A 23,104-nucleotide genomic window follows, 5' to 3' on the forward strand; every position below is an offset into this window, starting at 1 on the left:
TAAAGCATTCGCTTGAGGGGATGTTTCTGCTCCATTTAGGTGCCACGCAAAAGAAGTTGCCGAATGGTGGTCCAAAAGATACCGAACGATCGCAAGATTGCTCGGTATCTTTTTATTGATTGCTCAGTATCCTTTCTGGGAAACTTCTAATTAGTGCATCAAAAACTCCTAAGCTTTTGATTGATTGCTTGGCACATTTTTCAGGAAACAGCTGATGAGAGTATCAAAAGCAATAAAGCTTTCAGACAAAAGCAACTAAGCTTTCACGCAAAAGCAACTAAGCTTTCGAACAAAAGCAACTAAGCTTTCAGACAAAAGCAACTAAGCTTTCAGACAAAAGCAACTAAGCTTTCGAGCAAAAGCAACTAAGCTTTCACGCAAAAGCAACTAAGCTTTCAGACAAAAGCAACTAAGCTTTCACGCAAAAGCAATAAAGCTTTTGATTGATCGCTCGGCATCTTTTTTCAACAAGTCAATTCAAGTACCTCTCTATGCAAAGAAACCGATATTAGTTTCAGAGAAAGTAGAACATCATAGCTCCCTGAAAATGACACAAACAGAGCTACCAGAAAGGGAATAAGCCTCTCTTGAAATCACGAAATAATCCCCCCATGTGGTAATTGCAAACAGCCAGAAAAGTATATACTTTTGAGTGCCAAAATGCTTTATAGATAGAAGGTATGTATCGTTTGAAAACACAACAGAGACCATTTGTGTGTATCTCCCTATGTAAACAAAAGTCTCCCTCCTTTTCCTCGAATCAATACTAATAATCAAACCACAATATGACTATGCAATACATCATCATCACTTTTATTGTCTTTTTTGCTCTCCGACTGACGACTCTCTCTTTCTCTATTCGTAATGAAAAGCTCCTACTCAAAAAAGGTGGCGTTCAATACGGCAAGACCAATTCTCTTCTGCTGACACTGGCACACATTGCCTTCTATTTCTCAGCTCTGTACGAAGCTTACATCTCGGAAGTGAGTTTCAACCATTTATCCGTAGCCGGTGTTGCCGTTATGACTTTTGCTTATGGGATGCTCTTTTATGTTATCTATAAACTGAAAGATATTTGGACGGTGAAACTCTACATTGTTCCCAACCAACGTATAGAGAAGAGTTTCTTGTTTAGGACGGTACGCCATCCGAACTATTATTTGAACATAATGCCCGAACTCATCGGAGTTGCTTTGCTCTGCAATGCGTGGGTGACTCTTTGTATCGGGTTCCCTCTGTATTCCTGTCTTCTCTTTGTTCGGATTCGACAAGAGGAAAATGCAATGAAAGGATTGTGGAATGCGTAATGTAATTTTCGACATCCTTGCATATAGGGCATAAGCAAAATGGCGATTGGCAAATTAGTCAATCGCCTTTTTGTTGCAGTATTTATCCAAGCAGAAATGCTCCTTCAACTAATTGGTGAATTCATTGTACATTTGGATCCGGCTGGTCATTTTTACACCATCGGAATTAAACACAGCTCTCTATCTCTACCTAATGCACGAACCTCTTTCGCTACATATTGTCTCCTTTAATGTTCCCTGGCCTGCTAATTATGGGGGAGTTATAGACGTGTATTACAAATTATTGGCTCTGCACGATTTAAAAGTAAAAATAACACTGCACTGCTTCCAATATGAGCGAGAACCAGCTCCAGAGTTGGAGACCATTTGCCAAAAAGTTTATTACTACCCTCGCCAAAGAGGTGTTACTGCAAACCTGAGCTTACTTCCTTACAACGTCTACGGACGTCGCAGTCGCGAATTGTTGTCGAATCTTTTGACTGACGAAGCTCCGATACTCTTCGAAGGTCTTCATTCATGTTATTGGCTTGATCACCCAGCCTTGAGCAATCGATTGTTGATTGTCCGCCCTTGCAATATAGAGCATCACTACTACCAAGCTATATCTCGTGCTGAGCGAGGGCTTATTTCCAAAGCTTTTCACAAGATTGAAGGGTGGAAATTTAAGAAATATGAAAACGTACTGAAACATGCCGACTTGATTGCTCCGGTCTCTCTTTCTGATGCTGACTACCTGCACCAACACTTTCCGGAAAAAAACATTGCATTCATTCCCTGCTTTCATGCTCATCGTTCAATCAGTAGCCAAACGGGAGTGTCTGATTTTATCCTCTATCATGCCAAACTATCGGTAGCGGAGAATGAGCAAGCTGCTCTTTGGCTTATCGAAAACGTCCTCAAGTATATCCCCTACCCTGCAGTAATTGCGGGAATGAATCCGTCGGATCAGCTAAAAAAAGTCGTAGCTCGCTATCCCCGTATCAGATTGGAAGCAAATCCCGATGAAGAGCGTATGCAGGAGCTAATAAGCCAAGCACAAATTCATCTGCTTTGGACAGATCAGCCAACCGGACTCAAGCTCAAGTTACTCAATAGTCTATTCTCCGGAAGACATATCGTGGCAAACGATCTAATGCTTGTAGGCACAGGTCTGGATTCTCTATGCCACATTGCCCAAAATGCCGAAGAAGCCCAAAGTCTCTGCCAACAACTCATGAAAGAGCCCTTCTCCCCAGATGAACTAAAGTATCGGGAAATACAACTCTCCTCTCTGTATTCCCCCATAAATCAGGCAAAAACCTTATGTGATCTGATTTCAAAAGAAGCACGAACAAAGGGGAAGAATCTGAGAACAAAGAAAAAAGCCTAAAAGAGAAAAAGACCCCTTTTCTCCAAAGAGCTCGGAGAGTTTAAGAGGAGATAAGAAACCGCAGTCGATTGATCAACAATCCACTGCGGCATAAAAAATAAGACAGTCGGGGTGAGAAGACTCGAACTTCCGACCTCCACGTCCCGAACGTGGCGCGCTGCCAACTGTGCTACACCCCGAAAGCGGCAGCAAAGGTAGAAAATATTCTATTCCTTCCAAAACGCAGGGCGTAGAATACTCAATACAGTAAAAATCTCTAATCTACCAGCCAACATTAGAAAGCTCAAGACCCATTTTGAAAAGGGAGATATCTCAGCAAAATTACTTCTCAAGGAACCCAAGGCTGGGCCAACATTGCCTGTGGCAGAAACAGAAGCTGAAATACTTTCAATAAAAGGTATTCCATCAAAAGTAAGAAGAAGAACTCCTACACAAATAAGTCCCAAATAAGCAAAAAAGAAAGCCAACACCTGACTGACTAATGCTCCCGGAATTACAATCCCATTGGCCTTGACTGGCACAACCGCATTTGGATGAATGCGTTTCTTAAACTCATTTCTAAGATTCTTGACCAAGACCATAAAACGACTGACCTTCAACCCTCCGGAAGTGGAACCCGAACATCCACAAATGAACATTAGCAGCAGCATTATAACCCAAAAGAAAGGTTGCCATTGTGTAATGTCAGAAGTTAGATAACCAGTAGTAGAAATCAGGGAAGTCACTTGAAAAAGGGCTGTCCGGATTGTCTCCTCCACCGAGTCATTTTGCCAATGTGCCCAGAGCCACAAGCTTGTGATTAAAATGGCTGCCAAAACCAGTATAGAGTACCAGCGGAATTCTTCGTCACGCAACAATTTGGTCGGTTTTCCCACAAAGCAAAAATAAATGAGGGTAAGACTCAAACTTGCAATGAACATGAAAGCAGAGAGGACATACTCTACATAGGCAGAATTGTAATAAGCGACACTAGAATCTTTAGTAGAATAGCCACCTGTAGAGATACAAGTGAGAGCATGGCAGACAGCATCGAAAGAGTTCATCGGCCCTATCCATAGCAGAAAGAAAAGAAGTGTGGTCATCACCACATAGACCAAGGCGAGACGTTTCGAGACTGTGCTTATACGAGGCAAAAAGCGATCATGCATAATCCCTGTTGTTTCCGCATTGTAGATAGTGGAGGCTCCCCTATCTCCCGTAATTACAGGTAACAAAGCAAGTGTAAACACTACAATCCCAATACCTCCCTGCCATTGCAACAGACTTCTCCAGAATAAAATTCCATGAGGTAAATGCTCTACAGAAGGAAAAATGGTAGCCCCGGTTGTCGTATAGCCGGACATAGTCTCAAAAAAAGCATCTGAGATGGAACCAACATACCCTCCTAGCCAAAAAGGCAACATTCCGATGGAAGATAGCACAACCCAAATGAGTGTGACAATGAGCATACCTTCTCGACGACTGAGCCGGGCTAAACGGGTACGAAAACCGGAAAGCCATCCAACAAGCCCAACACCAAGCATAAACAGGGTTGTGTAGATAAGCGGCATCAAATCTTCCTCTCTATAGAGAAAAGCAATCACGATAGCCAAAAACAAGAAGCCTGACTCCATGATACATGCTAACCCAACAGTCTTTAGTACAAATCGAAAATTGATATGTCTCACAATGCTTTCTTTTTAGCGGAATAGCTCTGCCAATTTATTCATGGAAGTACCCAGGCAGAATACTACCACATGATCATAGGGTTGTATAATGGTATTCCCATCAATCATAGAGGGAACACCACCTCGCACCATTCCCCCCAGAGTCATTCCATCCGGCAAGTCAAGATCTCTGACTCGCTTACGAGTGATCTTAGAGTCTTTTCGTGCGATCAACTCAGCCACGTCGGCATTCGCAATAGTCAGACATTTGACTGATTCGGTATCTACACCCAATAGCATTCGATGTATATGACCTGCTGCTATCAACTTCTTGTTGATCAGAGTACCAATATCCATTCGTTCGGCCAAAGGAATGTAGTCAATATTCTCTTCTTTTGCGATAGTTTTAAACACTCCATACCGTTTAGCTCCGAGACAAGCTAATATGTTTGTCTCCGAATTTCCTGTGAGAGCAATGAAAACATCTGTTGTATCAATCCCAACTTCTCTCAACAATTCCGGATCTCGCCCATCTCCATTGAATACTTGTACGTTAGCCGGCACCATAGCTGCTACCTGTATACAACGCTGAGGATCCTGATCAATGATACAAACCTGCATACTATGGGGGAGCTTGTTAGCTGTAAGCACAGAGATCTGGCTGGCTCCCATAATAATGACTTTATTTGCATCCCGTTTATCCTTACCAGAAAGGTGACGCACCAAGGATAGATGGGACTTACTACATGTATAGAAGAGAATATCTCCATGCATTACCTGAGTACTACCAGAGGGGATAATAGTCTCCATATCCCTCTTGATAGCCACGATATGAAAAGTCTTCTCCGTATTGATAGATAAGTCTTTAAGCTGTTTACCGACAAGAGGAGCCCCACGACGAATCTTAACCCCGACCAGAGCTAAGGCTCCATCGAAAAGGTCAATATACTGTCTAGCCCAAGGATTCTTGATGGAAGACACGATCTCATCTGCAGCCAATAATTCCGGAAAGATGAACATATCAATCCCCATATCCTTAAAAAACTTGGCATAATGGGATTGCATATATTCCTGATTATCTATCCGCGCAATACACTTTTTTGCCCCTAAACGCATTGCGAGAATGCAAGCCAAAATATTGGAAGCACTCTCATTCAAAACGCTCACAAACAGATCAGCGGATTCTATCCCACTGTCTTGCAGTGTGAGAATCGAAGTTGGATCTCCTTTGATAGTCAGAATATCCGTACTAAATCCAGCAAAGTGCAATCTCTTCTCATCTCTGTCTATAAGAGTGATATCCTGATCCTCATTGGACAACATTCTGGCCAAATGTGTACCGACTGCACCGGCTCCTGCTATTATAACTCTCATCGAGATAGAAATTCAACAGATATATTGTAAATCGATTCGGCATCGAGAGCACAATAGGCCCGCTGCTGTGCCTGAGTGCCGTGTTCTATAAATTCATCAGGCAAACCCAATATTTTCAATTTTGGATTCCTTCCATTCTCCAATAACAAAGAGGCAATCTGAGCTCCTACTCCTCCGCAAAGGGTGCCCTCCTCCACAGTAATGACATGAGAGAAACGGTTGGAAACATTTAAAATCAGCTCTGTATCCAAAGGCTTAGCATAAATCAAATCATACCAAGCAGCCTGAATCCCGTCTTCTTCCCTAAGACGGTTCACAACAGAGCGAATTATATTACCAATAGGGCCAATCGACAAAAAGGCCAAATCTTTTCCCTCCACCATCTCTCGCCCTTTTCCAATGGGGAGAATTTGAGGAGTATTTCGCCAATCAAACAATACCCCCTTACCTCTGGGGTATCTTATGGCCATCGGTCCATTCTGTCCCTTATAGGCAGTAAACATCAAATTGCGAAGCTGATGTTCATCCAAAGGAGAAGAAACTACCATATTGGGAATTGTGCAGAGGTAAGCCAAATCGAAAGCCCCCTGATGGGTAGCCCCATCTTCTCCTACCAGACCAGCTCTATCTAAACAAAAAACTACATGTTGTCTGCTAATAGCAACATCATGTATAAGCTGATCATAAGCCCTCTGCATAAAAGAAGAGTAGATATTGCAAAAAGGAATCATACCCTCTCTAGAAAGTCCTGCCGAGAAAGTAACAGCGTGTCCCTCTGCAATACCCACATCATAGGTACGATGTGGATAGGCCTGTTGCATATAAGTAAGCGAACATCCTGTAGGCATGGCTGGTGTTACACCAACAATACGACTATCTTCAGCAGCCATCTCAACCAATGTGTGCCCAAAAACGTCTTGGTAAAGACTGGGAGAAGATATTTCGGATTTGCTTTCTCTAATACCTGTATTGATATCAAATTTTCCAGGAGCATGCCACACAGTAGCATCTGCCTCCGCAGGTGCATAGCCCTTACCTTTTTGTGTTTTCAAATGCAGAATTTTTGGCCCTTTCATTTCCTTGATATCACGAAGTATTTGCACTGTACGCAATACATCATTGCCATCTATGGGGCCAAAGTAACGAATGCTAAATCCCTCAAATAAATTAGACTGCTGACTGATAAGAGCCTTAAAACTATTGTTGAAGCGGATCAACCCTCTACGTTTGCTCTCTGTAATGAGATTCATCCTTTGCATGGTCTTGTAAAGGTCATACCTCAAAGCATTATAAGTCTTACTGGTAAGAATGTCTACCATGTATCTATTAAGGCCACCGACATTCTTATCAATAGACATATTATTGTCATTGAGCACTATCAGAAGGTCATTCGGGAAAGAGGATGCATTGTTGAGCCCTTCAAAAGCCAAACCTCCGGTCATGGAGCCATCACCTATAACAGCCACAACTTTGCGTGCGATCCCTTGTCTTTTAGTTGCCACAGCCATCCCCAAAGCTGCAGAAATTGAATTGGAAGCATGTCCGGCTGTAAAAGTATCATATTCGCTCTCCGATGTTGAGGGAAATCCAGCCAAACCACCCCACTGCCGAAGAGAGGGAAATCGATCTCTCCGCCCCGTGAGAATCTTGTGTCCATAGGCTTGATGTCCCACATCCCATACCAGACGATCATGTGGAGTGTCGAATACATAGTGGAGGGCAACCGTCAGCTCTACAGCTCCGAGGCTTGAACCCAAGTGCCCCGGATGCTGAGCTACAATCTCCAAAATATATTTCCTCAACTCATCGCAAAGCTGAGGAAGAGATTCCTCCGGCAGCAATCTCAAATCTGCCGGAGTATCGATATTGTTGAGTATCGGATATTTCTGTTCCGTCATTGTGATAAATCATCAGGGTCTCCCTAAAAAATAAAAGTCGGAGATCCCAGTTTGCGAATATCACAGAAAAGATTTACAGCAAGAAAGTAGTCTGCAAAATTGACAACAACTCTTCCACAGAGACACTCTTCTGATCTCCTTTCTGCATGTCTTTGAGCATTATACAACGCTGCTCATATTCTTCGTCTCCAACCAGAGCGACATAAGGAATACTCAAATTGTTGGCATAAGACATTTGTTTCTTAAGCTTCACATCATCGGTGTAGTAGGAGCAACGAATACCTCCAGCACGCAGCTTACTCATAACTGATAAGACATAGTCTGCATACTCATGTCCCAAATTGAGGAAAAGTAGATGAGTTCCCACTCCGAGTTCTTTTGGAAAAAGATCCAGCTGTGTCATGACATCATATATGCGGTCGGCACCAAAAGAAATGCCTACTCCACTCATTCCCTCAAAACCGAATATGCCTGTCAAGTTGTCGTACCGCCCTCCTCCGGTGATGCTACCCATCTCAACAGTCATCGCTTTCACTTCCAATATCGCACCAGTGTAGTAAGAGAGACCTCGAGCTAAACTGATATCCACAATAAGCTCTGCTTGCAAAGGCAAGTGCTCCATCCGGTCTAAAACAAAACGCAACTCTTCGATTCCTTTCAGCCCTACTTCCGATCCAGACAGATGCTGCTCCACTTGAGCCAACTTTTCCCGATTGTCACCATCAACCAAAAGCAGGGGTTTCAAACGATCTATTTGGGCCTCTGTAAAACCTTTCGAAGATAATTCGAGAAAGACCTTATCGGCCCCTATCTTATCGATCTTGTCTATGGCAACAGTGATGTCTACAATTCTTTCCGCACAACCAACTGTTTCGGCTATACCACTGAGAATCTTCCTATTATTGAGCAGAATCTTCACTGGGATTTTCAATCTGGAGAAGACCTCATTGATGATACAAATCAACTCAACCTCATTCAGGAGAGAATCTGACCCTATGATATCAGCATCACACTGATAAAACTCCCGATATCGTCCTTTTTGTGGTCTGTCTGCTCGCCAAACCGGTTGTATCTGATAACGTTTGAAGGGGAAAGACAAATCATTCCGGTGCATGGCAACATAGCGAGCAAAGGGGACAGTAAGGTCGTAACGCAACCCCTTCTCACAGACTTTGGCAGCAAAAGACAAAGAGGAAATATCTGCCAACTGTTCACGGTCAAAATCAGAAAGAAAATCTCCGGAGTTAAGTACTTTGAAAAGTAATCTGTCCCCTTCTTCTCCATATTTCCCCATCAGGCATGATAATGTTTCCATAGCCGGAGTCTCTATACAAGAAAAACCGTATAAAGCATATACCTGACGAATCACAGAAAAAATATAATTGCGTTTGGCCATCTCTTCAGGACCAAAATCTCGCATTCCTTTAGGTATGGATGGTTTGTTCATTTTTGTGGCATGAAAAAAAATAAAAAGGTCATCAAAAACAATCCCAACATTAACTTGGCCGTTCATACACTCGATGTGTACAATCATAAGGGTTGTTACTATCTGCAGGCCATTCCTCTTCACTGACGAGCTGCCAATGTATAGGATCAATTTCCGGGAAATAGGTATCAGCTTCAGATTCAACAGTATGTACGTGGGTTACATACAATTTATCTGCAATGTCTATCGTAGCGGCATATAGCTGTCCCCCTCCTATCACAAAAAGCTCCGTTTCACCGGATTTCTGGGCTATCTCAATGGCTTCCTCTACAGAGGACACAAGCTCTCCCGCCTCTACAGATCCAAGGGTGGAACTGAGAACTAAATTTCGGCGGTTAGGCAAAGCTCCATTGGGCAGCGAAAGAAAAGTGTTTCGTCCCATCAATATGGTATGTCCTGTAGTTTTTGCCTTAAAAAACTTTAAGTCCCTCGGCAAATGCCAAATCAAATCATTGTCCTTGCCTATGGCCATATCATCGGATATTGCTACTATAAGAGAGAGTTTCATAAACAATATAGAAAGAAAAAGACTTACACAGAGACCCTACCGGCTATGTGTGGGTGAGCTTGGTAATCGGTCAACTCAAAGTCTGCGTACGAAAAAGAGAATAAATCTCGAACCTCAGGGTTGAGTTTCATTTGAGGTAAAGGCAAGGGAGATCGAGTCAGTTGTAGTTGTACTTGCTCCAAATGATTGAGATAAATGTGGGCATCTCCTAAAGAATGGACAAAGACTCCAGGCTGAAAACCCGAAACTTGCGCTACCATCAATAGTAACAAAGCATATGAAGCAATATTAAAAGGGACTCCTAAAAACACATCAGCCGAACGCTGGTATAACTGCAAACTCAGCCTGTTGTCTGCCATATAAAACTGCATCAGACAATGACACGGAGCCAAATGCATTGCAGGTAGATCTGCCACATTCCATGCTGAAACCAACATCCGCCGACTATAAGGATCGTGTTTGAGAGTGTCAAGTACTTGTTGTATCTGGTCTATAGATTCACCGGAGACTGTTGTCCACGAACGCCACTGATGGCCATAGATGGGGCCCAGCTCTCCCGTTTGTGGGTCCGCCCACTCATTCCAGATCCTTACATCATGCTCCTGCAAGAATCTCACATTGGTCGAACCACTGAGAAACCACAACAACTCATATATGATACTCTTTAGATGAAGTTTTTTGGTTGTAAGCAAAGGAAATCCCTCTGCCAAATCGAATCTCATTTGGTATCCAAAAATGGACTTTGTGCCTGTACCCGTACGATCGGATCGTTCGACCCCCTCATCCAAAATTTTTCTGACTAAATCCAAATAAGCCTTCATAAACTTCAAAAACACTTAGACACGACAAAACCGCCTAGCACCAAAGGTACAACATCTTCGGAAATCCCCGTATCTCAACAAATACAAAACCTGTATACTCTATATTTCGCAGAGAAAGCCGCTATATTGAGCAACAAGCCTCTTACACAATGGCTTCCTTGAACTTTTATATCGAAGAGTTCGAGAGCGGATAAGAAGAAACAGACATAAGGCGAGAAAAAAAAATAAGAGAGATCATCGTGGAGATCTTTATAACCTCCGCGACAATCTCCGCTCTTCATACTACCTCCTCTCGGAAGCTTCAAAAAACAACTGCAGGCATTCTGCCTTGCAGTTAATCAGCTTTTATTCAGGTTTGTTTTCCTGAGGTTGAGAAACTGGAGTGGCATTTGGGGTAGTCGGCAAAGCAAAGTTAGGCTTGGCAGCTTCTTCTTTTTCATTACGTACAACCTCTTCTTTCACCTCTTTCTCAAGGTCTGAAGTCTTACCGTCTGTGGCTGTGAATAGGAAATGAGAAGAAACGATACTCAACACCACTACAGCACCGGCAAGATACCAAGTTGCTTTTTCCAAAAAATCAGTGGTCTTACGTACCCCCATGATCTGGTTGCTAGATGAAAAACCAGCAGCCAAACCACCTCCTTTGGAATTTTGGATAATGACGATAAGCGTGAGCAAGATGCTTGCCAATACAATAAGGATGGTCAGAAAGATATACATTGCTATTCCTGTTTGTTATTCTTTATAATCTTCTCTAAAAACCTAATTTGGTCTGCAAAGTAAAGACTTTTTTCTGGGAATTTCAAGCTCAAAGACTTGACAATGCGCAAAGCCTTTTCGTAATGCCCCTGCTTAATATATATTTTGGCCAAAGTTTCTGTAAACAGGGAATCTTCTACATTGATCTCATTAACATCCATCGTCTCTGTTTTCTCATCCAAAGATTCGTAAAAGGCTCCAACAGATGGAGATGTAAATTGTGAAAAGACAGCAGCAGAAGATTCAGAATTCTTCTGCGATAAGGAAGAGGCGAAAGAGACAACGCCTCCTCTATCCAAATAATCAGGCACCATACTGTGGGTGTAAGTAATCTCATCGGGCAAATCAGCTCCGGCAGCCTTCATCTCAGACAAAAATTCCTCAATTACAGCAAAGCTGTCCGTGGTCTCCTCAGTAGCTTCAACTATTAGAGCTTGCTCATAGATTTTTCCTCCAACAAAAGGGGCCACTTGGTGAAATAATTTAGCTCGACTGGGTAAAAGAGGAGCAAAACGACCCAATTCGACCGAAAAGCAAACATCACTTTCCGTAGCGGCCTTGTATAAATATAGATACACACAAGTCGCAGAATAGGGATAAGTCATAGCTAAGGTACGGAGTTCATCCAAAGACTCATGCTCCACCTTTGTAGGATCTGCCAAGCAACCATATAAACTATCCTTCGTCATTCCTCATTACCAGTTTTCAACCGTTGCGGCATAGATCTGCTTGAGTATTCTCTCAGAAAGTTCCTCTACCAGCTGATCCTCAATGGTATTAAATAGAATATCACTTTTGAAATCCGTAAACTCAGTAAAGGTGCGCTTAAAGTTCTGGGAGGGAGTTACATTGTTAGTGAAAACGACTTCCACTCCCATCGTAAAACGCGTTTCCGCCGACAGTGCATTTTCCTGAATCGCCATCGGTGCCAAATCATAGGAAACGATTGTACACTCCAGCTCCAGATCCCCATTATAAGGAACCATTTCCAACTTGGTGCGCCTGATGTAAAGATCTCTAAGAGACTCAGTAAGGCGTGAAGCCAAAGGTGCATACTGATGTTGTGCACTATTTATCACATCAGCAATATAGATTGTCTTGGTAGTGTTGTAATCGATAGAGGCTCCATCAAATTTATAAGAGATACGACAAGACAAGGCCAATATCAGAAAAAGGAACAAGACACTTCCCTTCAACAAAGAGGAGTAGGCAAAACGATCACTGTACATCTTCAATGTCATATTCTTTCAGTTTTCGATATAATGTACGCTCCGATATGCCAAGTGCGTCGGCTGCAGCCTTTTTGTTTTTGACACCATATCTCTCCATAGCCAATCTGACCAATTGTGCTTCAGCCTCGGCAATAGTTGTTAAAGATTTTTCTGCAAACTTCTCTCCTTCCTCCTGCCACAAGGCTGCCTCTTCAGCTTCTCCCTCTCTATCTGTATCAATAAGCATTATAGGCTTACTTTCTCTATGATGAGTAGTGGAATGTTCCATCAGAGAATCTCCATGAACAGACGTAATTGGCACTCTACCTTGCATAATATCCTGTACAAGATCTTTGAGTTCGTTCATGTCCTTACGCATATCAAAAAGCACTTGGAAAAGAATCTCCCGCTCAGAGCCAAAAGAATGACTCTCGGAATGTGCCTGTGAACGGAGTAGCACAGGATGACGGTCGGCAAAAGCACTGTCTGGTAAATAGGCTTTCATCCTGTCGGCTGAAACCATTCGTTCTTCCTCCAATACGGACATACGCTCAGCTACATTCCGTAACTCTCGAATATTTCCTGGCCATTGATAAGAGCAAACGACAGTCTCGGCTTCGGAACTAAGCCTCAGGGTGGGCATTTGGTATCGTTCAGCTGTATCAAGCGCAAATTTGCGAAATAGGAGGGGAATATCCTCGGAACGATCTCTCAAAGACGGTACCTCTATTGGCACCGTATTGAGTCTAAAAAGAAGGTCTTCCCTAAATCGTCCTTTGGCTACTGCATCACGCAGATTAACATTAGTAGCGGCAACGATACGAACATCTGTCTTATAGGCAACACTGGCCCCCACAGGTATAAACTCGCCACTCTCTAAAACTCGCAACAGTCGGGCCTGAGTAGATAAGGGAAGCTCTCCGACCTCATCCAAGAAGATAGTACCTCCATTAGCTTCCTCGAAATACCCCTTCCGATCAGCCAGAGCTCCTGTAAAAGATCCCTTACGGTGACCAAAAAGCTCTGAATCAATAGTTCCCTCAGGGATTGCACCACAATTGACTGCGATATAAGGATTATGCTTACGACTACTATACTGATGCACTATCTTCGGAAAGAATTCTTTCCCCGCCCCACTCTCTCCCGTTACTAAAACGGACATATCTGTGGGAGCTACCTGCACTGCTATGCGTATAGCTCGATCAAGTATTGGACTATTTCCGATGATGCCAAAGCGTTGTTTTACCTGTCTGAGATCTATATTCGTTGCCATAGAGAATACAAAATTGGGCTGGTAGAGTTCATCTCTCTTTATCTGTTAATGGATAAAGAGAATGAAAATCAAGCCAGACCTCTGCACAAAAATAAGAAAAAGAGAACGTTGGCGAATTCCCAGAAACAGCTGCGAGCTAAGACCACAACAATGAAGTCTAATAAAAAAGACAAAAGACGTGAAGATGTTATTACAGGAAGGTTGATCTCGGGATAGACATTGAATGGTTTCACTCTCTTTTTGCAATAAAAAAAGGGGAGAAACTCCCCTCTCTTTTGAGCCTCTTGTCGGATTCGAACCAACGACCCCGAGATTACAAATCACGTGCTCTGGCCAACTGAGCTAAAGAGGCAGCGGGTAAGCTTACCACATCGCGCTGCTACGACCCTCTACCCTTGCTGCGATCAAGCCCTGGGGGAGTCAAGGGGAGCTAGCCGTGTAGGACTTACCCGATGCAAAAGTAGTACATTTTCTGAAATAGACAAACCGGCTTGCTCTTTGCATGGCACAATTTCCTGTCATGGGTATGACAGGAAATATAAAAAGATTGATCAAGAGCCTAAAAATGGATCTGGATTAGTCAGAATGTTTTTTTAAACGATTCAACTGTCTGCGAAAAAGTGTCATTATTTTCTTTCCCCTATACGAAAGGGTGTGAGTTTTCTGGGACAAGGGGTATTGTTGCATAGCGATCTTGTCCGTCGTCCGCCTATCCTGTTCGGATACAATCAAGAGAATGTCCCCTTCCTGCAAGTGCATAGGCCCTTTAGGCACACGATAAGAGCCATGGCGACTAATCAGGATAACAAGCTCTTTCTCATCCAAATCAATATCCATCAGACGATCTCCGGCAGATATCATTTCTTCGGTAACAATCCGCTCCTCCATTGTTGTTCCCGTTTCTTCCGGAATCTCAACTCCAAAGAGATTTCCTTCGGCAGAAGAAGGGATAGCCAGTCCCAACCAGCGCGCTGCAGAAGAAACAGTACTGCCTTGGATCAACAGAGAGACGATTGTAATAAAGAAAACAACGTTGAAAAGAATCTTCGCCTCAGGTATATTCATAAGAATAGGATAGGTTGCAAAAATGATTGGAACGGCTCCTCTAAGACCAACCCACGAGAGATAAATCCGCCCCCTAAAACTCAACTTACGGAAAGGAAGCAGTGAAATCAACACGCTCAATGGACGTCCCACGAAAATCAAAAAAAGAGCTGTCGCCAGAGCAAAACCCGCTATCGGCAACATCTCCGAGGGATTGACCAACAAGCCCAAAAGAATAAACAAGATAATCTGCACTAACCAAGTAATACCATCGAAAAAGGTAATGATACTCTTCTTGTGCACCAATCGGCTGTTCCCAACTACAATCCCTGCAATGTAGATCGTCAAATAGCCATTACCCCCGAAAAGAGAGGAAAGAGAGAAGGTTACGAAGACCAAACAAAGAAGGATAATCGGGTAGATCATATCATTTTCGATATTGATCCTATTGAGTAGAAACACCGAAATCTTCCCAAAGATATACCCCAAAACACAGCCTAGAGCAAACTGGAGGAGCAGTTCTCCTGCTATCACAGCAATATCGGCCTGCCCCATCCCTATGTACTGAATCAAAGCCAGAGTGAGCATATAAGCCATTGGATCATTGCTTCCGCTCTCGAGCTCAAGAGCAGGTTTGAGATTCTCCTTGAGGTGCATCTTTTGCGATCGCAAGATGGCGAATACAGAAGCTGAGTCCGTACTTGACATCAGAGCAGCCAACAAAAGAGCGGCAGGGAGGGAGATATGCACAGGTGACAAGTCGTAGTAGCTCAATAGGTAGACAAAAAGCCCGGTACTCAGGGTGGTCAGTATCACTCCCAGAGTTGAGAGTGTAACCCCCTCCCTAAGTACTGGGCGTATTTCCCGTATCTTGGTATCCATACCGCCAGAAAAGAGTATAACGGACAAGGCTACCATACCTGTAAATTGTGCTACACCGGCATCATCAAACTTAATACCCAACCCCGAGCTACCAAAGATCATCCCTGTGAAAAGGAACAACAACAACCCAGGAATACCGAATTTATATCCGACCTTGCCGGCCAAGATACCCGCCAAGATTACTAAAGAACCCAGCAATAGATAATGTTCTGTTCCGAATTCGGCAAGCATCTGTAGTTATGGTATTTTATTTTTAGTTCAGCTCAGCTTCTATCCGGCTGTGCAACTCCTCAAGCAAAGAAGGATCGTTGTCCAAATGCCCTATTACCTCCTCAGCAAAGGCTTTGACCAGCATTTTTCGAGCTTCCGTCAGAGGAATTCCTCTTTGACACAAATAGAAGAGGGCTTCATCACTCAGCTGACCTGTAGTCATCCCATGAGAGCATTTGACATCATCGGCATAAATCTCCAATTGAGGTTTACTATGCATGTTTCCAGTACCGGAAAGCAGCAAGTTGCGATTATTCTGGTAGGCCAACGTTTTTTGAGCAACCTGATCCACATAAATACGCCCACTAAAAACCCCATAGCCATTGTCATCGACAATGTATTTGAATAATTCGTCTGTATGACAATGAGGAGCCAAATGCTCTATTTTGGCATAATTATCTATATGCCTATTCTTTGTTGCCAAAGCCAATCCCTTGAGAAAGACCTCTGCACCTGGCTCAAACAGCTTGCTGTAGAAGTTATTTCGATTCAATCCACAAGACAAGGTGTATTCACTCCAACTGAGCATCGAATCTCTCCGTTGTTCCACCCAACAAGTCGCTATACGTCTCGCTGTTTCCTTTGCCTGTACTTCCTCGTGCACTTCCAAACGCGCCCCTGGACCAAGACAAACGCTCACGTGCTGCAAAACGGCTGTATGATCTCCTGCCAAATCCCGAAGAATTAGCTTAGCAGAAGCCTGCTCCTCCAGCAGAATCCTCAAAGAACGAAGTCCCAATTGCTCAGGATTTTGTTCGGAAAAACTAAGTTCGATGGGCTCTTCAAGAGTTTGCTTTTCAGAAACGTACAGCACACATACATCAGAAGAAAGAGCTTCATTTAGCAAGATGTAGCCATCTGTCGAAAAAGGACTCTTATCGCTTAGCAAAGAGGATACTTTATCTGGGAATTCTTTTGCAAACTCAGAAAAAGGGCCAAAGAAAAAGGCTTTGTCCAAGGGCAGAAAGGCCTGCCGATTAGATGTACACATAGACAGTCTCAAGGACATCAAGCCATCAAAAAAAGTGGACAAATCCGTCCGCTGGTAATCTTCTAAACCAAAAAGAGGCAGCCCCTCATTTTGCAAATGCAATCGAGCCTGCTCGGATCTTCTGCTCCAAGACGAAGAGCTAACAATCGGCTGTTTGAGGGAAAGAGCCGTATCTAAAGAACTCCTATCCATATATCATTCGTCTGCTTCGTTTTTGAGCCAATCGTAACCTCGTTCTTCCAATTCGAGTGCTAATTCAGGGCCTCCACTACGTATAATCCGTCCCTTGTACAATACATGAACAAAATCCGGTTTGATGTAGTCCAGCAAACGCTGATAATGAGTTATCACGATAGTGGCATTATCCTTTGAACGAAGACGATTAACACCCTCTGCAACAATCCTCAAAGCATCGATATCCAACCCACTGTCGGTCTCGTCCAAGATAGACAGAGTAGGCTCTAACATAGCCATCTGGAATATCTCGTTGCGCTTTTTCTCTCCACCAGAAAAACCAACATTGACGGAACGACCGGAAAAAGACTTATCTATCTCCACTAAGGCCTGTTTCTCTTTCATCAGTTTGAGGAAATCTGCGGCAGAAAGCTGGGGTAAGCCCAAGGCTTTTCTCCGCTCGATAACAGCCGAACGAATAAAATTGGTCATGGACACTCCCGGAATCTCCACCGGATACTGGAAACTCAGAAACAATCCTTTGTGAGAGCGTTCCTCCGGGCTAAACTCCAGTAAGTTTTCTCCATTATATTCTACAAATCCTTCCGTAACAGTAAAAGCTGGATGGCCCACCAATACCGAAGACAGAGTGCTTTTGCCCGATCCGTTCGGTCCCATAATGGAGTGAACCTCTCCCCTGTTTACCTGCAAATTGATTCCTCTGAGAATTGATTTGTCTCCGATAGAAGCGTGCAGATTATTTATATTAAGCAGCATAGAACTATAAAAGCTATTTGTAATTGTGAGTATTGTATTCTTCTGAGAAAGCACAAACGATCAACCTACGGATCCTTCCAAAGATACGCTAAGCAGTTTCTGTGCTTCAACGGCAAATTCCATGGGTAACTTTTGCATTACCTCCTTTGCATACCCTCCTACAATGAGAGCCACGGCCTCTTCTACCCCTATCCCCCGCTGGTTGCAGTAGAAAAGCTGGTCTTCACTAATCTTGGAGGTTGTGGCCTCATGCTCGATAATAGCGGTTTCGTTATTGACCTGTGCATAAGGGAAGGTATGGGCTCCGCAACGATCTCCAATCAACAAGCTGTCGCACTGCGAATAGTTGCGAGCAAACTTTGCATTGGGAGCTATCTGTACAAGACCTCGATAACTATTTTGGCTTTTTCCTGCTGAAATCCCTTTGGAAACAATCCGGCTTCTGCTATTTTTCCCGATATGGAGCATCTTGGTACCGGTGTCAGCTTGTTGGAAATTATTTGTAACGGCAACCGAATAAAACTCGCCTACAGATTCTTCACCCTTCAGGATACAACTGGGGTATTTCCACGTAATGGCCGAGCCAGTTTCCACCTGCGTCCAAGAAAGTTTGGAGCGAAATCCTTTACATATACCTCTCTTTGTCACAAAATTGTATATCCCGCCATTACCATCTTTGTCTCCTGGGTACCAATTCTGAACAGTAGAATATTTGACCTCAGCTTCTGCCTCGACAAATATCTCTACAATGGCAGCGTGGAGTTGGTTCTCATCTCGCATTGGAGCTGTACATCCCTCAAGATAACTGACATAGGAGCCTTCGTCTGCCACAATAAGTGTTCGCTCAAACTGCCCGGTCTGAGCAGCATTGATGCGAAAATAAGTAGACAATTCCATGGGACACCGGACCCCTTTGGGGATGTAAACGAATGAACCATCGCTAAAGACAGCCGAATTGAGAGCCGCGAAATAATTGTCATTGTAAGGCACCACCTTACCCAGATATTTGCGGACCAACTCAGGATGTTCTTTCACAGCTTCGCTAAAAGAGCAGAAAATAATCCCTTTCTCGGCAAGTTGCTCTCGAAAGGTAGTTTTCACAGACACACTATCCATTACAGCATCTACGGCCATTCCCGATAAGGCTGCACGCTCATGTAGAGGAATACCCAACTTGTCGAAAGTCTTGAGCAACTCCGGATCTATCTCCTTCTTTTCCCCACTGACTTTCTGTTTCGGAGCTGCGTAGTAGATAATATCCTGATAGTCAATCTCCGGTATCTGCAAATGTGCCCATTTAGGAGCCCTCATGCTCAGCCACTTATGATAAGCCTTAAGCCGAAAATCAAGTAACCACTCTGGTTCTCCCTTTTTATTAGAAATGAGCCTCACTACATCCTCGCTCAAACCATGCGGAATTACCTCGGTATCTATATCTGTGGTGAATCCATATTTGTACTCACCTGATGTTACTTCTTCTATTATATCTCGTTGAATGTCTTTTTCGTCTTTCATATACACCCTGTATACTAAACTACCATCACCCCCTGTTTTTAATCAGGCTGGATTTACCTTGCTGGAGAACAAACCAAAGGAGACAAAAGTTGGCAGAATATCTCTAATCGGAATATAGAGAAGAGAATTAACCCTTGCCGAGGAGGAATCCACTTCTTTCTTCTCCCGCAAATCATCTGCCAAATCATAAGCATTAAAGGCTAAACTAAGCAGAAAGATAACCGTAACTCCATGCAATAATCCACCAGAAAATTTATTAAACAAACCTAATGGACTGGTATTGATCAATTTATTGACCCCAATGAACACAAATGAAACAGCCAAAACTATCAACACGATACTAAACAGCTTGCTTACAAACAATATAGCAGTATCCGACATTCCTGAAGAGAGTGATCTTAAACAATCCGCAAGAAATGGAGAAAACACTGCATAAAAAGCAATCGCCAATATCACAGACAACAAAGTACCTGCAGATCGGATAAGCCCCTTGCTCCAGCCTCGAAAGAAGGCTATCCCCAAGAGGAGCACGATAAGAATATCCAGCCAATTCATATTACAACAGTGAATCTCATTTGTGAAAATCAATCTACGTATCTTAGCTCACAAGAAACAAAGCTCAAACCCGGAAGTCTGTCTCCTTGTTTAGACATCTCCTTGTTTGAGCTTTGCAACAGAATACTGCTAATGACTATAATTAGAGAGACTTCTTTACTTCTATTTCGGTGAAGGCTTCGATCAAGTCCCCCTCCATGATGTTGTTGTAGTTCTCAATATTTAGACCGCAATCAAGCCCTGCCACAACTTCCTTGACGTCATCTTTGAAGCGTTTGAGAGAGCCCAACTCTCCGGTATGGATCACAATACCATCGCGTATCAAGCGCACCTTGTTCGAACGCTTGATCTTGCCTTCCTTAACCATACAACCTGCAATTGTTCCAACTTTGGAAATCTTGAATGTTTGCTGTACTTCCAATGTAGCAGTAACCTCTTCTCGTATTTCGGGAGCAAGCATACCCTCCATGGCAGTCTTGATTTCCTCGATGGTATCGTAGATGATGCTGTAAGTACGTATTTCCACACCCTCCTGTTCTGCCATTTTGCGAGCAGCTTGGGATGGGCGCACCTGGAACCCGATAATGATAGCAGAAGAGGCTGCAGCCAGCACAACATCGGACTCCGATATCTGTCCGACAGCTTTGTGAATCACATTAACCTGTACCTCCTCGGTAGAAAGACGGATGAGCGAATCGGCCAAAGCTTCTACAGAACCGTCCACATCCCCTTTTATTATCACATTCAGCTCGTGGAAGTTACCCATCTCTTTTCGACGAGCCACCTCGTCCAAAGTAAGCACCTTACGAGTACGGTCGTTTTGTTCGCGCTGCAACTGCTCTCGCTTGTTGGCTATACTGCGAGCTTCCTGCTCTGAATCCAGGACATTAAAGCCGTCCCCTGCTGTAGGAGCTCCGCTCAATCCTAAGATTTGCACTGGATCACTTGGTCCGGCAGATTTAACACGCTGATTGCGCACATTGAACATAGCCTTGACCCTTCCGTGATGTGTACCGGCCAAGACAACGTCTCCTATCTGCAATGTTCCATTCTGAACAAGCACAGTAGCCACATAGCCACGTCCCTTATCCAATGAAGACTCTATAATGGAACCACTCGCTTTTCGTTTTGGATTAGCCTGCAAACCAAGCATGTCGGCTTCAAGTAGAACTTTTTCGAGCAGTTCGTTAACGCCTATACCTTTCTTGGCCGATATCTCTTGACACTGATATTTACCTCCCCAATCTTCGACGAGATAGTTCATATTGGCCAAAGCTTCTTTTATCTTCTCCGGATTAGCAGCAGGCTTATCCACCTTATTAATTGCAAAAACAATGGGGACACCAGCTGCAGCTGCATGATTGATCGCCTCTACTGTTTGAGGCATCACATCATCATCTGCTGCCACTATGATAATAGCGATGTCTGTTACCTTAGCTCCACGAGCACGCATAGCCGTGAAGGCTTCATGCCCCGGGGTATCCAAGAAAGTGATGCGACGTCCATTTTTAAGCTCCAAATTATAAGCTCCGATATGCTGAGTAATCCCTCCTGCTTCACCGGCAATCACATTTGTCTTACGGATATTATCCAAGAGCGAGGTCTTTCCATGGTCTACGTGACCCATTACGGTAATAATCGGAGGGCGAGCTATGAGATCGTCTGGATCTTCGGCTTCTTCTTCCTCCTGATTGATCGTTTCAACCACATCAGCACTAACAAACTCAGTCTTGAAGTCGAACTCCTCTGCAACCAAATTGAGAGTCTCGGCATCTAAGCGTTGATTGATAGAAACGAATAGACCGATACTCATACAAGTGGCGATAACTTCGTTTACGGGCACATCCATCATCACCGCCAAATCACTCACTGTCACAAATTCCGTAATCTTAAGAATACGGCTCTCCTGTCTCTCCTCACGGATAGCGTCCATAGCAGCCTTGCTGGCAGCCTCTCTCTTATCTTTTCTATACTTTGCCCCTTTGCTTAGGTTGGACGTTTTAGAAGTCAGCCTGGCTAATGTCTCCTTGATCTGCTTCTGCACATCTTCGTCGCTTACCTCCGGCTGTACAGGTGGACGCTTGGCAGACTTGGCTTTGCGAGAAGTGTTGTCTCGTCCAGCGGTCCTCTCTCCTGCATTCTTACGCTTGTCATCATCTTTCACCTTAGCAGCTTCGCTCTTGACATCCACAGCCTTTTTGTTGATGCGTTTGCGCTTACGCTTGGCATTCTCCGTTGTATTGTTACGCTCCTGTTGTCTCTCTTCTCGTGTTTTCTTCTTGGGGCGCATCGAAGAGTTGATCGAATCAAGATCGATCTTCCCTACCACTTTAACTTGTGGCTCCGGCAAGGTCTCTCCAGGACGATATATCTCTTCCTTCGGCTTTTCTTGCAACGACTCAGCCACCGCAAGTGTAGAATCCTTTGGGGAATTTTCTTTCACTGTAGCAGGAACAGTCTTGCTCTCCTCTTTCTTCTGTACAATGGGAGAAGCAACTTTCTTTTCTGGCTCTTCTTTTTTCTTTGTTTCGATTGAGATTTCTATTTTTTCCACACGATCTTGTTTGACCGGCTTAGGCTGTTGTTTAACTGGAGACGGAGATGTTTTTGGAGCATTTTTCACATCATCCACAAGCTTTGGTTCATCAACCAAAACTTTCTCTTTCTCAACTGCTTTCACCTCGAGCTTTTCCTTTGAGGCTGGAACAACCATGGCTTTCTTCTCTATGGGAGCTGATTGAGGCTCAGCCTTTTCGACAGGAGCGTCTGTTTTCTTTATCAACGGACGAGTTGGCTCTTCCGGCGGTAGAGTCTCTTTCTTATCTCGCTTAATCTTAGGGTGAACTCCATCCAAGTTCTCTATCCTGCCCTTGACAGTCAATTGAGGCTTGAAGGTCTCGGGGACTTCTGTCCAGATTGCGCCAGTCTCGGAAGGCTGACTATCCGAAGAGGAGGAAGCTCCCTCAGAAGGAGTAGCGTCAGACACGGAAGAAGCAGATTTTGGGGCAAACTTTTTGCGTATCTTCTCCACCGTAGCAACAGGGACATCCTTGCCAAACTCTGCAACAAGGCATTCGAATTCTTTCTTATCGATACGCATATTGGGGTTAGACTCCTCCACTTCAAAGCCCTTCTCTTTGAGCTTCGAAGCCAAGGTCCCTACTCCAACATTAAATTCTTTTGCTAAACTGAATAACTTTACTGACATATCTTCCTTACTATCTACGCTCCTTATATTGTTTAT

18 protein-coding genes and 2 tRNA genes are annotated in these 23,104 nt (G+C 43.7%); 2 read left to right on the plus strand and 18 right to left on the minus strand.

Translation table 11 applies throughout. The features are described 5' to 3' along the window. Positions 1-791: 791 nt before the first annotated feature. Together DQN70_RS07190 and DQN70_RS07195 are read left to right on the plus strand one after the other, a co-directional pair. Positions 792-1,307, plus strand: a complete 516-nt coding sequence (locus DQN70_RS07190) for an isoprenylcysteine carboxyl methyltransferase family protein (RefSeq protein ID WP_023940361.1) — start codon at positions 792-794, stop codon at positions 1,305-1,307. Between the two features lie 115 nt (positions 1,308-1,422). Then, a complete protein-coding gene (locus DQN70_RS07195; protein WP_143742820.1) occupies positions 1,423-2,676 on the plus strand; it encodes a glycosyltransferase in 1,254 nt (417 codons plus the stop codon). Positions 2,677-2,782: 106 nt separating this feature from the next. Here DQN70_RS07195 and DQN70_RS07200 read toward each other — a convergent pair. The 18 genes from DQN70_RS07200 to infB all read right to left on the minus strand — a co-directional run bounded on the left by DQN70_RS07200 (position 2,783) and on the right by infB (position 23,068). Continuing rightward, positions 2,783-2,855: transfer RNA gene (locus DQN70_RS07200), tRNA-Pro, on the minus strand. Between the two features lie 27 nt (positions 2,856-2,882). Then, positions 2,883-4,346, minus strand: a complete 1,464-nt coding sequence (locus DQN70_RS07205) for a TrkH family potassium uptake protein (protein ID WP_036888737.1) — start codon at positions 4,344-4,346, stop codon at positions 2,883-2,885. Between the two features lie 9 nt (positions 4,347-4,355). Next, entirely contained in the window at positions 4,356-5,696 is a 1,341-nt protein-coding gene (gene trkA, locus DQN70_RS07210) for a Trk system potassium transporter TrkA (protein WP_023940355.1), read from the minus strand. After that, a complete protein-coding gene (dxs, locus tag DQN70_RS07215; protein ID WP_023937732.1) occupies positions 5,693-7,594 on the minus strand; it encodes a 1-deoxy-D-xylulose-5-phosphate synthase in 1,902 nt (633 codons plus the stop codon). Before dxs ends, trkA begins: the two co-directional genes overlap by 4 nt. A gap of 73 nt (positions 7,595-7,667) precedes the next feature. Next, positions 7,668-9,041 (minus strand): histidine--tRNA ligase, encoded by a 1,374-nt coding sequence (gene hisS, locus DQN70_RS07220; protein WP_036888875.1) that lies wholly within the window; start codon positions 9,039-9,041, stop codon positions 7,668-7,670. A 49-nt stretch (positions 9,042-9,090) separates the two neighbouring features. Continuing rightward, positions 9,091-9,588 (minus strand): dihydrofolate reductase, encoded by a 498-nt coding sequence (locus DQN70_RS07225; protein WP_023937729.1) that lies wholly within the window; start codon positions 9,586-9,588, stop codon positions 9,091-9,093. Positions 9,589-9,611: 23 nt separating this feature from the next. Continuing rightward, positions 9,612-10,409, minus strand: a complete 798-nt coding sequence (locus tag DQN70_RS07230) for a thymidylate synthase (protein WP_023937728.1) — start codon at positions 10,407-10,409, stop codon at positions 9,612-9,614. A gap of 345 nt (positions 10,410-10,754) precedes the next feature. Then, positions 10,755-11,129, minus strand: coding sequence for a preprotein translocase subunit SecG (secG, locus tag DQN70_RS07235; RefSeq protein WP_023937726.1), 375 nt, complete (start codon positions 11,127-11,129; stop codon positions 10,755-10,757). 2 nt (positions 11,130-11,131) lie between these two features. Then, positions 11,132-11,857 carry a hypothetical protein gene (locus DQN70_RS07240; protein ID WP_023937725.1) on the minus strand — a complete coding sequence of 242 codons (726 nt, stop codon included), beginning with the start codon at positions 11,855-11,857 and terminating at the stop codon, positions 11,132-11,134. Between the two features lie 6 nt (positions 11,858-11,863). Further along, positions 11,864-12,409, minus strand: coding sequence for an LPS assembly lipoprotein LptE (gene lptE, locus DQN70_RS07245; RefSeq protein WP_042120288.1), 546 nt, complete (start codon positions 12,407-12,409; stop codon positions 11,864-11,866). Then, positions 12,387-13,652 (minus strand): sigma-54 interaction domain-containing protein, encoded by a 1,266-nt coding sequence (locus tag DQN70_RS07250; protein WP_023940348.1) that lies wholly within the window; start codon positions 13,650-13,652, stop codon positions 12,387-12,389. Before DQN70_RS07250 ends, lptE begins: the two co-directional genes overlap by 23 nt. Before the next feature lie 278 nt (positions 13,653-13,930). Next, a tRNA-Thr gene (locus tag DQN70_RS07255) sits at positions 13,931-14,004 on the minus strand. Positions 14,005-14,228: 224 nt separating this feature from the next. Continuing rightward, positions 14,229-15,809 (minus strand): potassium/proton antiporter, encoded by a 1,581-nt coding sequence (locus DQN70_RS07260; RefSeq protein ID WP_023937718.1) that lies wholly within the window; start codon positions 15,807-15,809, stop codon positions 14,229-14,231. Between the two features lie 22 nt (positions 15,810-15,831). Beyond that, on the minus strand, positions 15,832-17,031 hold the full coding sequence (gene sufD, locus DQN70_RS07265; RefSeq protein ID WP_023940345.1) for a Fe-S cluster assembly protein SufD: 1,200 nt from the start codon (positions 17,029-17,031) through the stop codon (positions 15,832-15,834). A gap of 3 nt (positions 17,032-17,034) precedes the next feature. Next, a complete protein-coding gene (gene sufC, locus DQN70_RS07270; protein WP_036888865.1) occupies positions 17,035-17,787 on the minus strand; it encodes a Fe-S cluster assembly ATPase SufC in 753 nt (250 codons plus the stop codon). Between the two features lie 63 nt (positions 17,788-17,850). Then, positions 17,851-19,305 carry a Fe-S cluster assembly protein SufB gene (sufB, locus tag DQN70_RS07275; protein WP_023937715.1) on the minus strand — a complete coding sequence of 485 codons (1,455 nt, stop codon included), beginning with the start codon at positions 19,303-19,305 and terminating at the stop codon, positions 17,851-17,853. Positions 19,306-19,347: 42 nt separating this feature from the next. After that, positions 19,348-19,860: a CvpA family protein gene (locus tag DQN70_RS07280; protein WP_023940343.1), complete on the minus strand. Its 513-nt coding sequence runs from the start codon at positions 19,858-19,860 to the stop codon at positions 19,348-19,350. Between the two features lie 142 nt (positions 19,861-20,002). Then, on the minus strand, positions 20,003-23,068 hold the full coding sequence (gene infB / locus DQN70_RS07285; protein WP_023940341.1) for a translation initiation factor IF-2: 3,066 nt from the start codon (positions 23,066-23,068) through the stop codon (positions 20,003-20,005). Positions 23,069-23,104: the final 36 nt, after the last annotated feature.

The sequence above is a fragment of the Porphyromonas crevioricanis genome (assembly GCF_900476255.1).
In the GTDB taxonomy this organism is placed as follows: Bacteria; Bacteroidota; Bacteroidia; order Bacteroidales; family Porphyromonadaceae; genus Porphyromonas; species Porphyromonas crevioricanis.

Bases quoted from the DNA above. Each gene is read 5' to 3' on its own strand.
- DQN70_RS07190 (WP_023940361.1), top strand. From the start codon at position 792: ATGCAATACATCATCATCACTTTTATTGTCTTTTTTGCTCTCCGACTG.
- trkA (WP_023940355.1), bottom strand. From the start codon at position 5,696: ATGAGAGTTATAATAGCAGGAGCCGGTGCAGTCGGTACACATTTGGCC.
- dxs (WP_023937732.1), bottom strand. From the start codon at position 7,594: ATGACGGAACAGAAATATCCGATACTCAACAATATCGATACTCCGGCA.
- hisS (WP_036888875.1), bottom strand. From the start codon at position 9,041: ATGAACAAACCATCCATACCTAAAGGAATGCGAGATTTTGGTCCTGAA.
- DQN70_RS07225 (WP_023937729.1), bottom strand. From the start codon at position 9,588: ATGAAACTCTCTCTTATAGTAGCAATATCCGATGATATGGCCATAGGC.
- DQN70_RS07230 (WP_023937728.1), bottom strand. From the start codon at position 10,409: ATGAAGGCTTATTTGGATTTAGTCAGAAAAATTTTGGATGAGGGGGTC.
- secG (WP_023937726.1), bottom strand. From the start codon at position 11,129: ATGTATATCTTTCTGACCATCCTTATTGTATTGGCAAGCATCTTGCTC.
- DQN70_RS07240 (WP_023937725.1), bottom strand. From the start codon at position 11,857: ATGACGAAGGATAGTTTATATGGTTGCTTGGCAGATCCTACAAAGGTG.
- lptE (WP_042120288.1), bottom strand. From the start codon at position 12,409: ATGACATTGAAGATGTACAGTGATCGTTTTGCCTACTCCTCTTTGTTG.
- DQN70_RS07250 (WP_023940348.1), bottom strand. From the start codon at position 13,652: ATGGCAACGAATATAGATCTCAGACAGGTAAAACAACGCTTTGGCATC.
- DQN70_RS07260 (WP_023937718.1), bottom strand. From the start codon at position 15,809: ATGCTTGCCGAATTCGGAACAGAACATTATCTATTGCTGGGTTCTTTA.
- sufD (WP_023940345.1), bottom strand. From the start codon at position 17,031: ATGGATAGGAGTTCTTTAGATACGGCTCTTTCCCTCAAACAGCCGATT.
- sufB (WP_023937715.1), bottom strand. From the start codon at position 19,305: ATGAAAGACGAAAAAGACATTCAACGAGATATAATAGAAGAAGTAACA.
- DQN70_RS07280 (WP_023940343.1), bottom strand. From the start codon at position 19,860: ATGAATTGGCTGGATATTCTTATCGTGCTCCTCTTGGGGATAGCCTTC.
- infB (WP_023940341.1), bottom strand. From the start codon at position 23,068: ATGTCAGTAAAGTTATTCAGTTTAGCAAAAGAATTTAATGTTGGAGTA.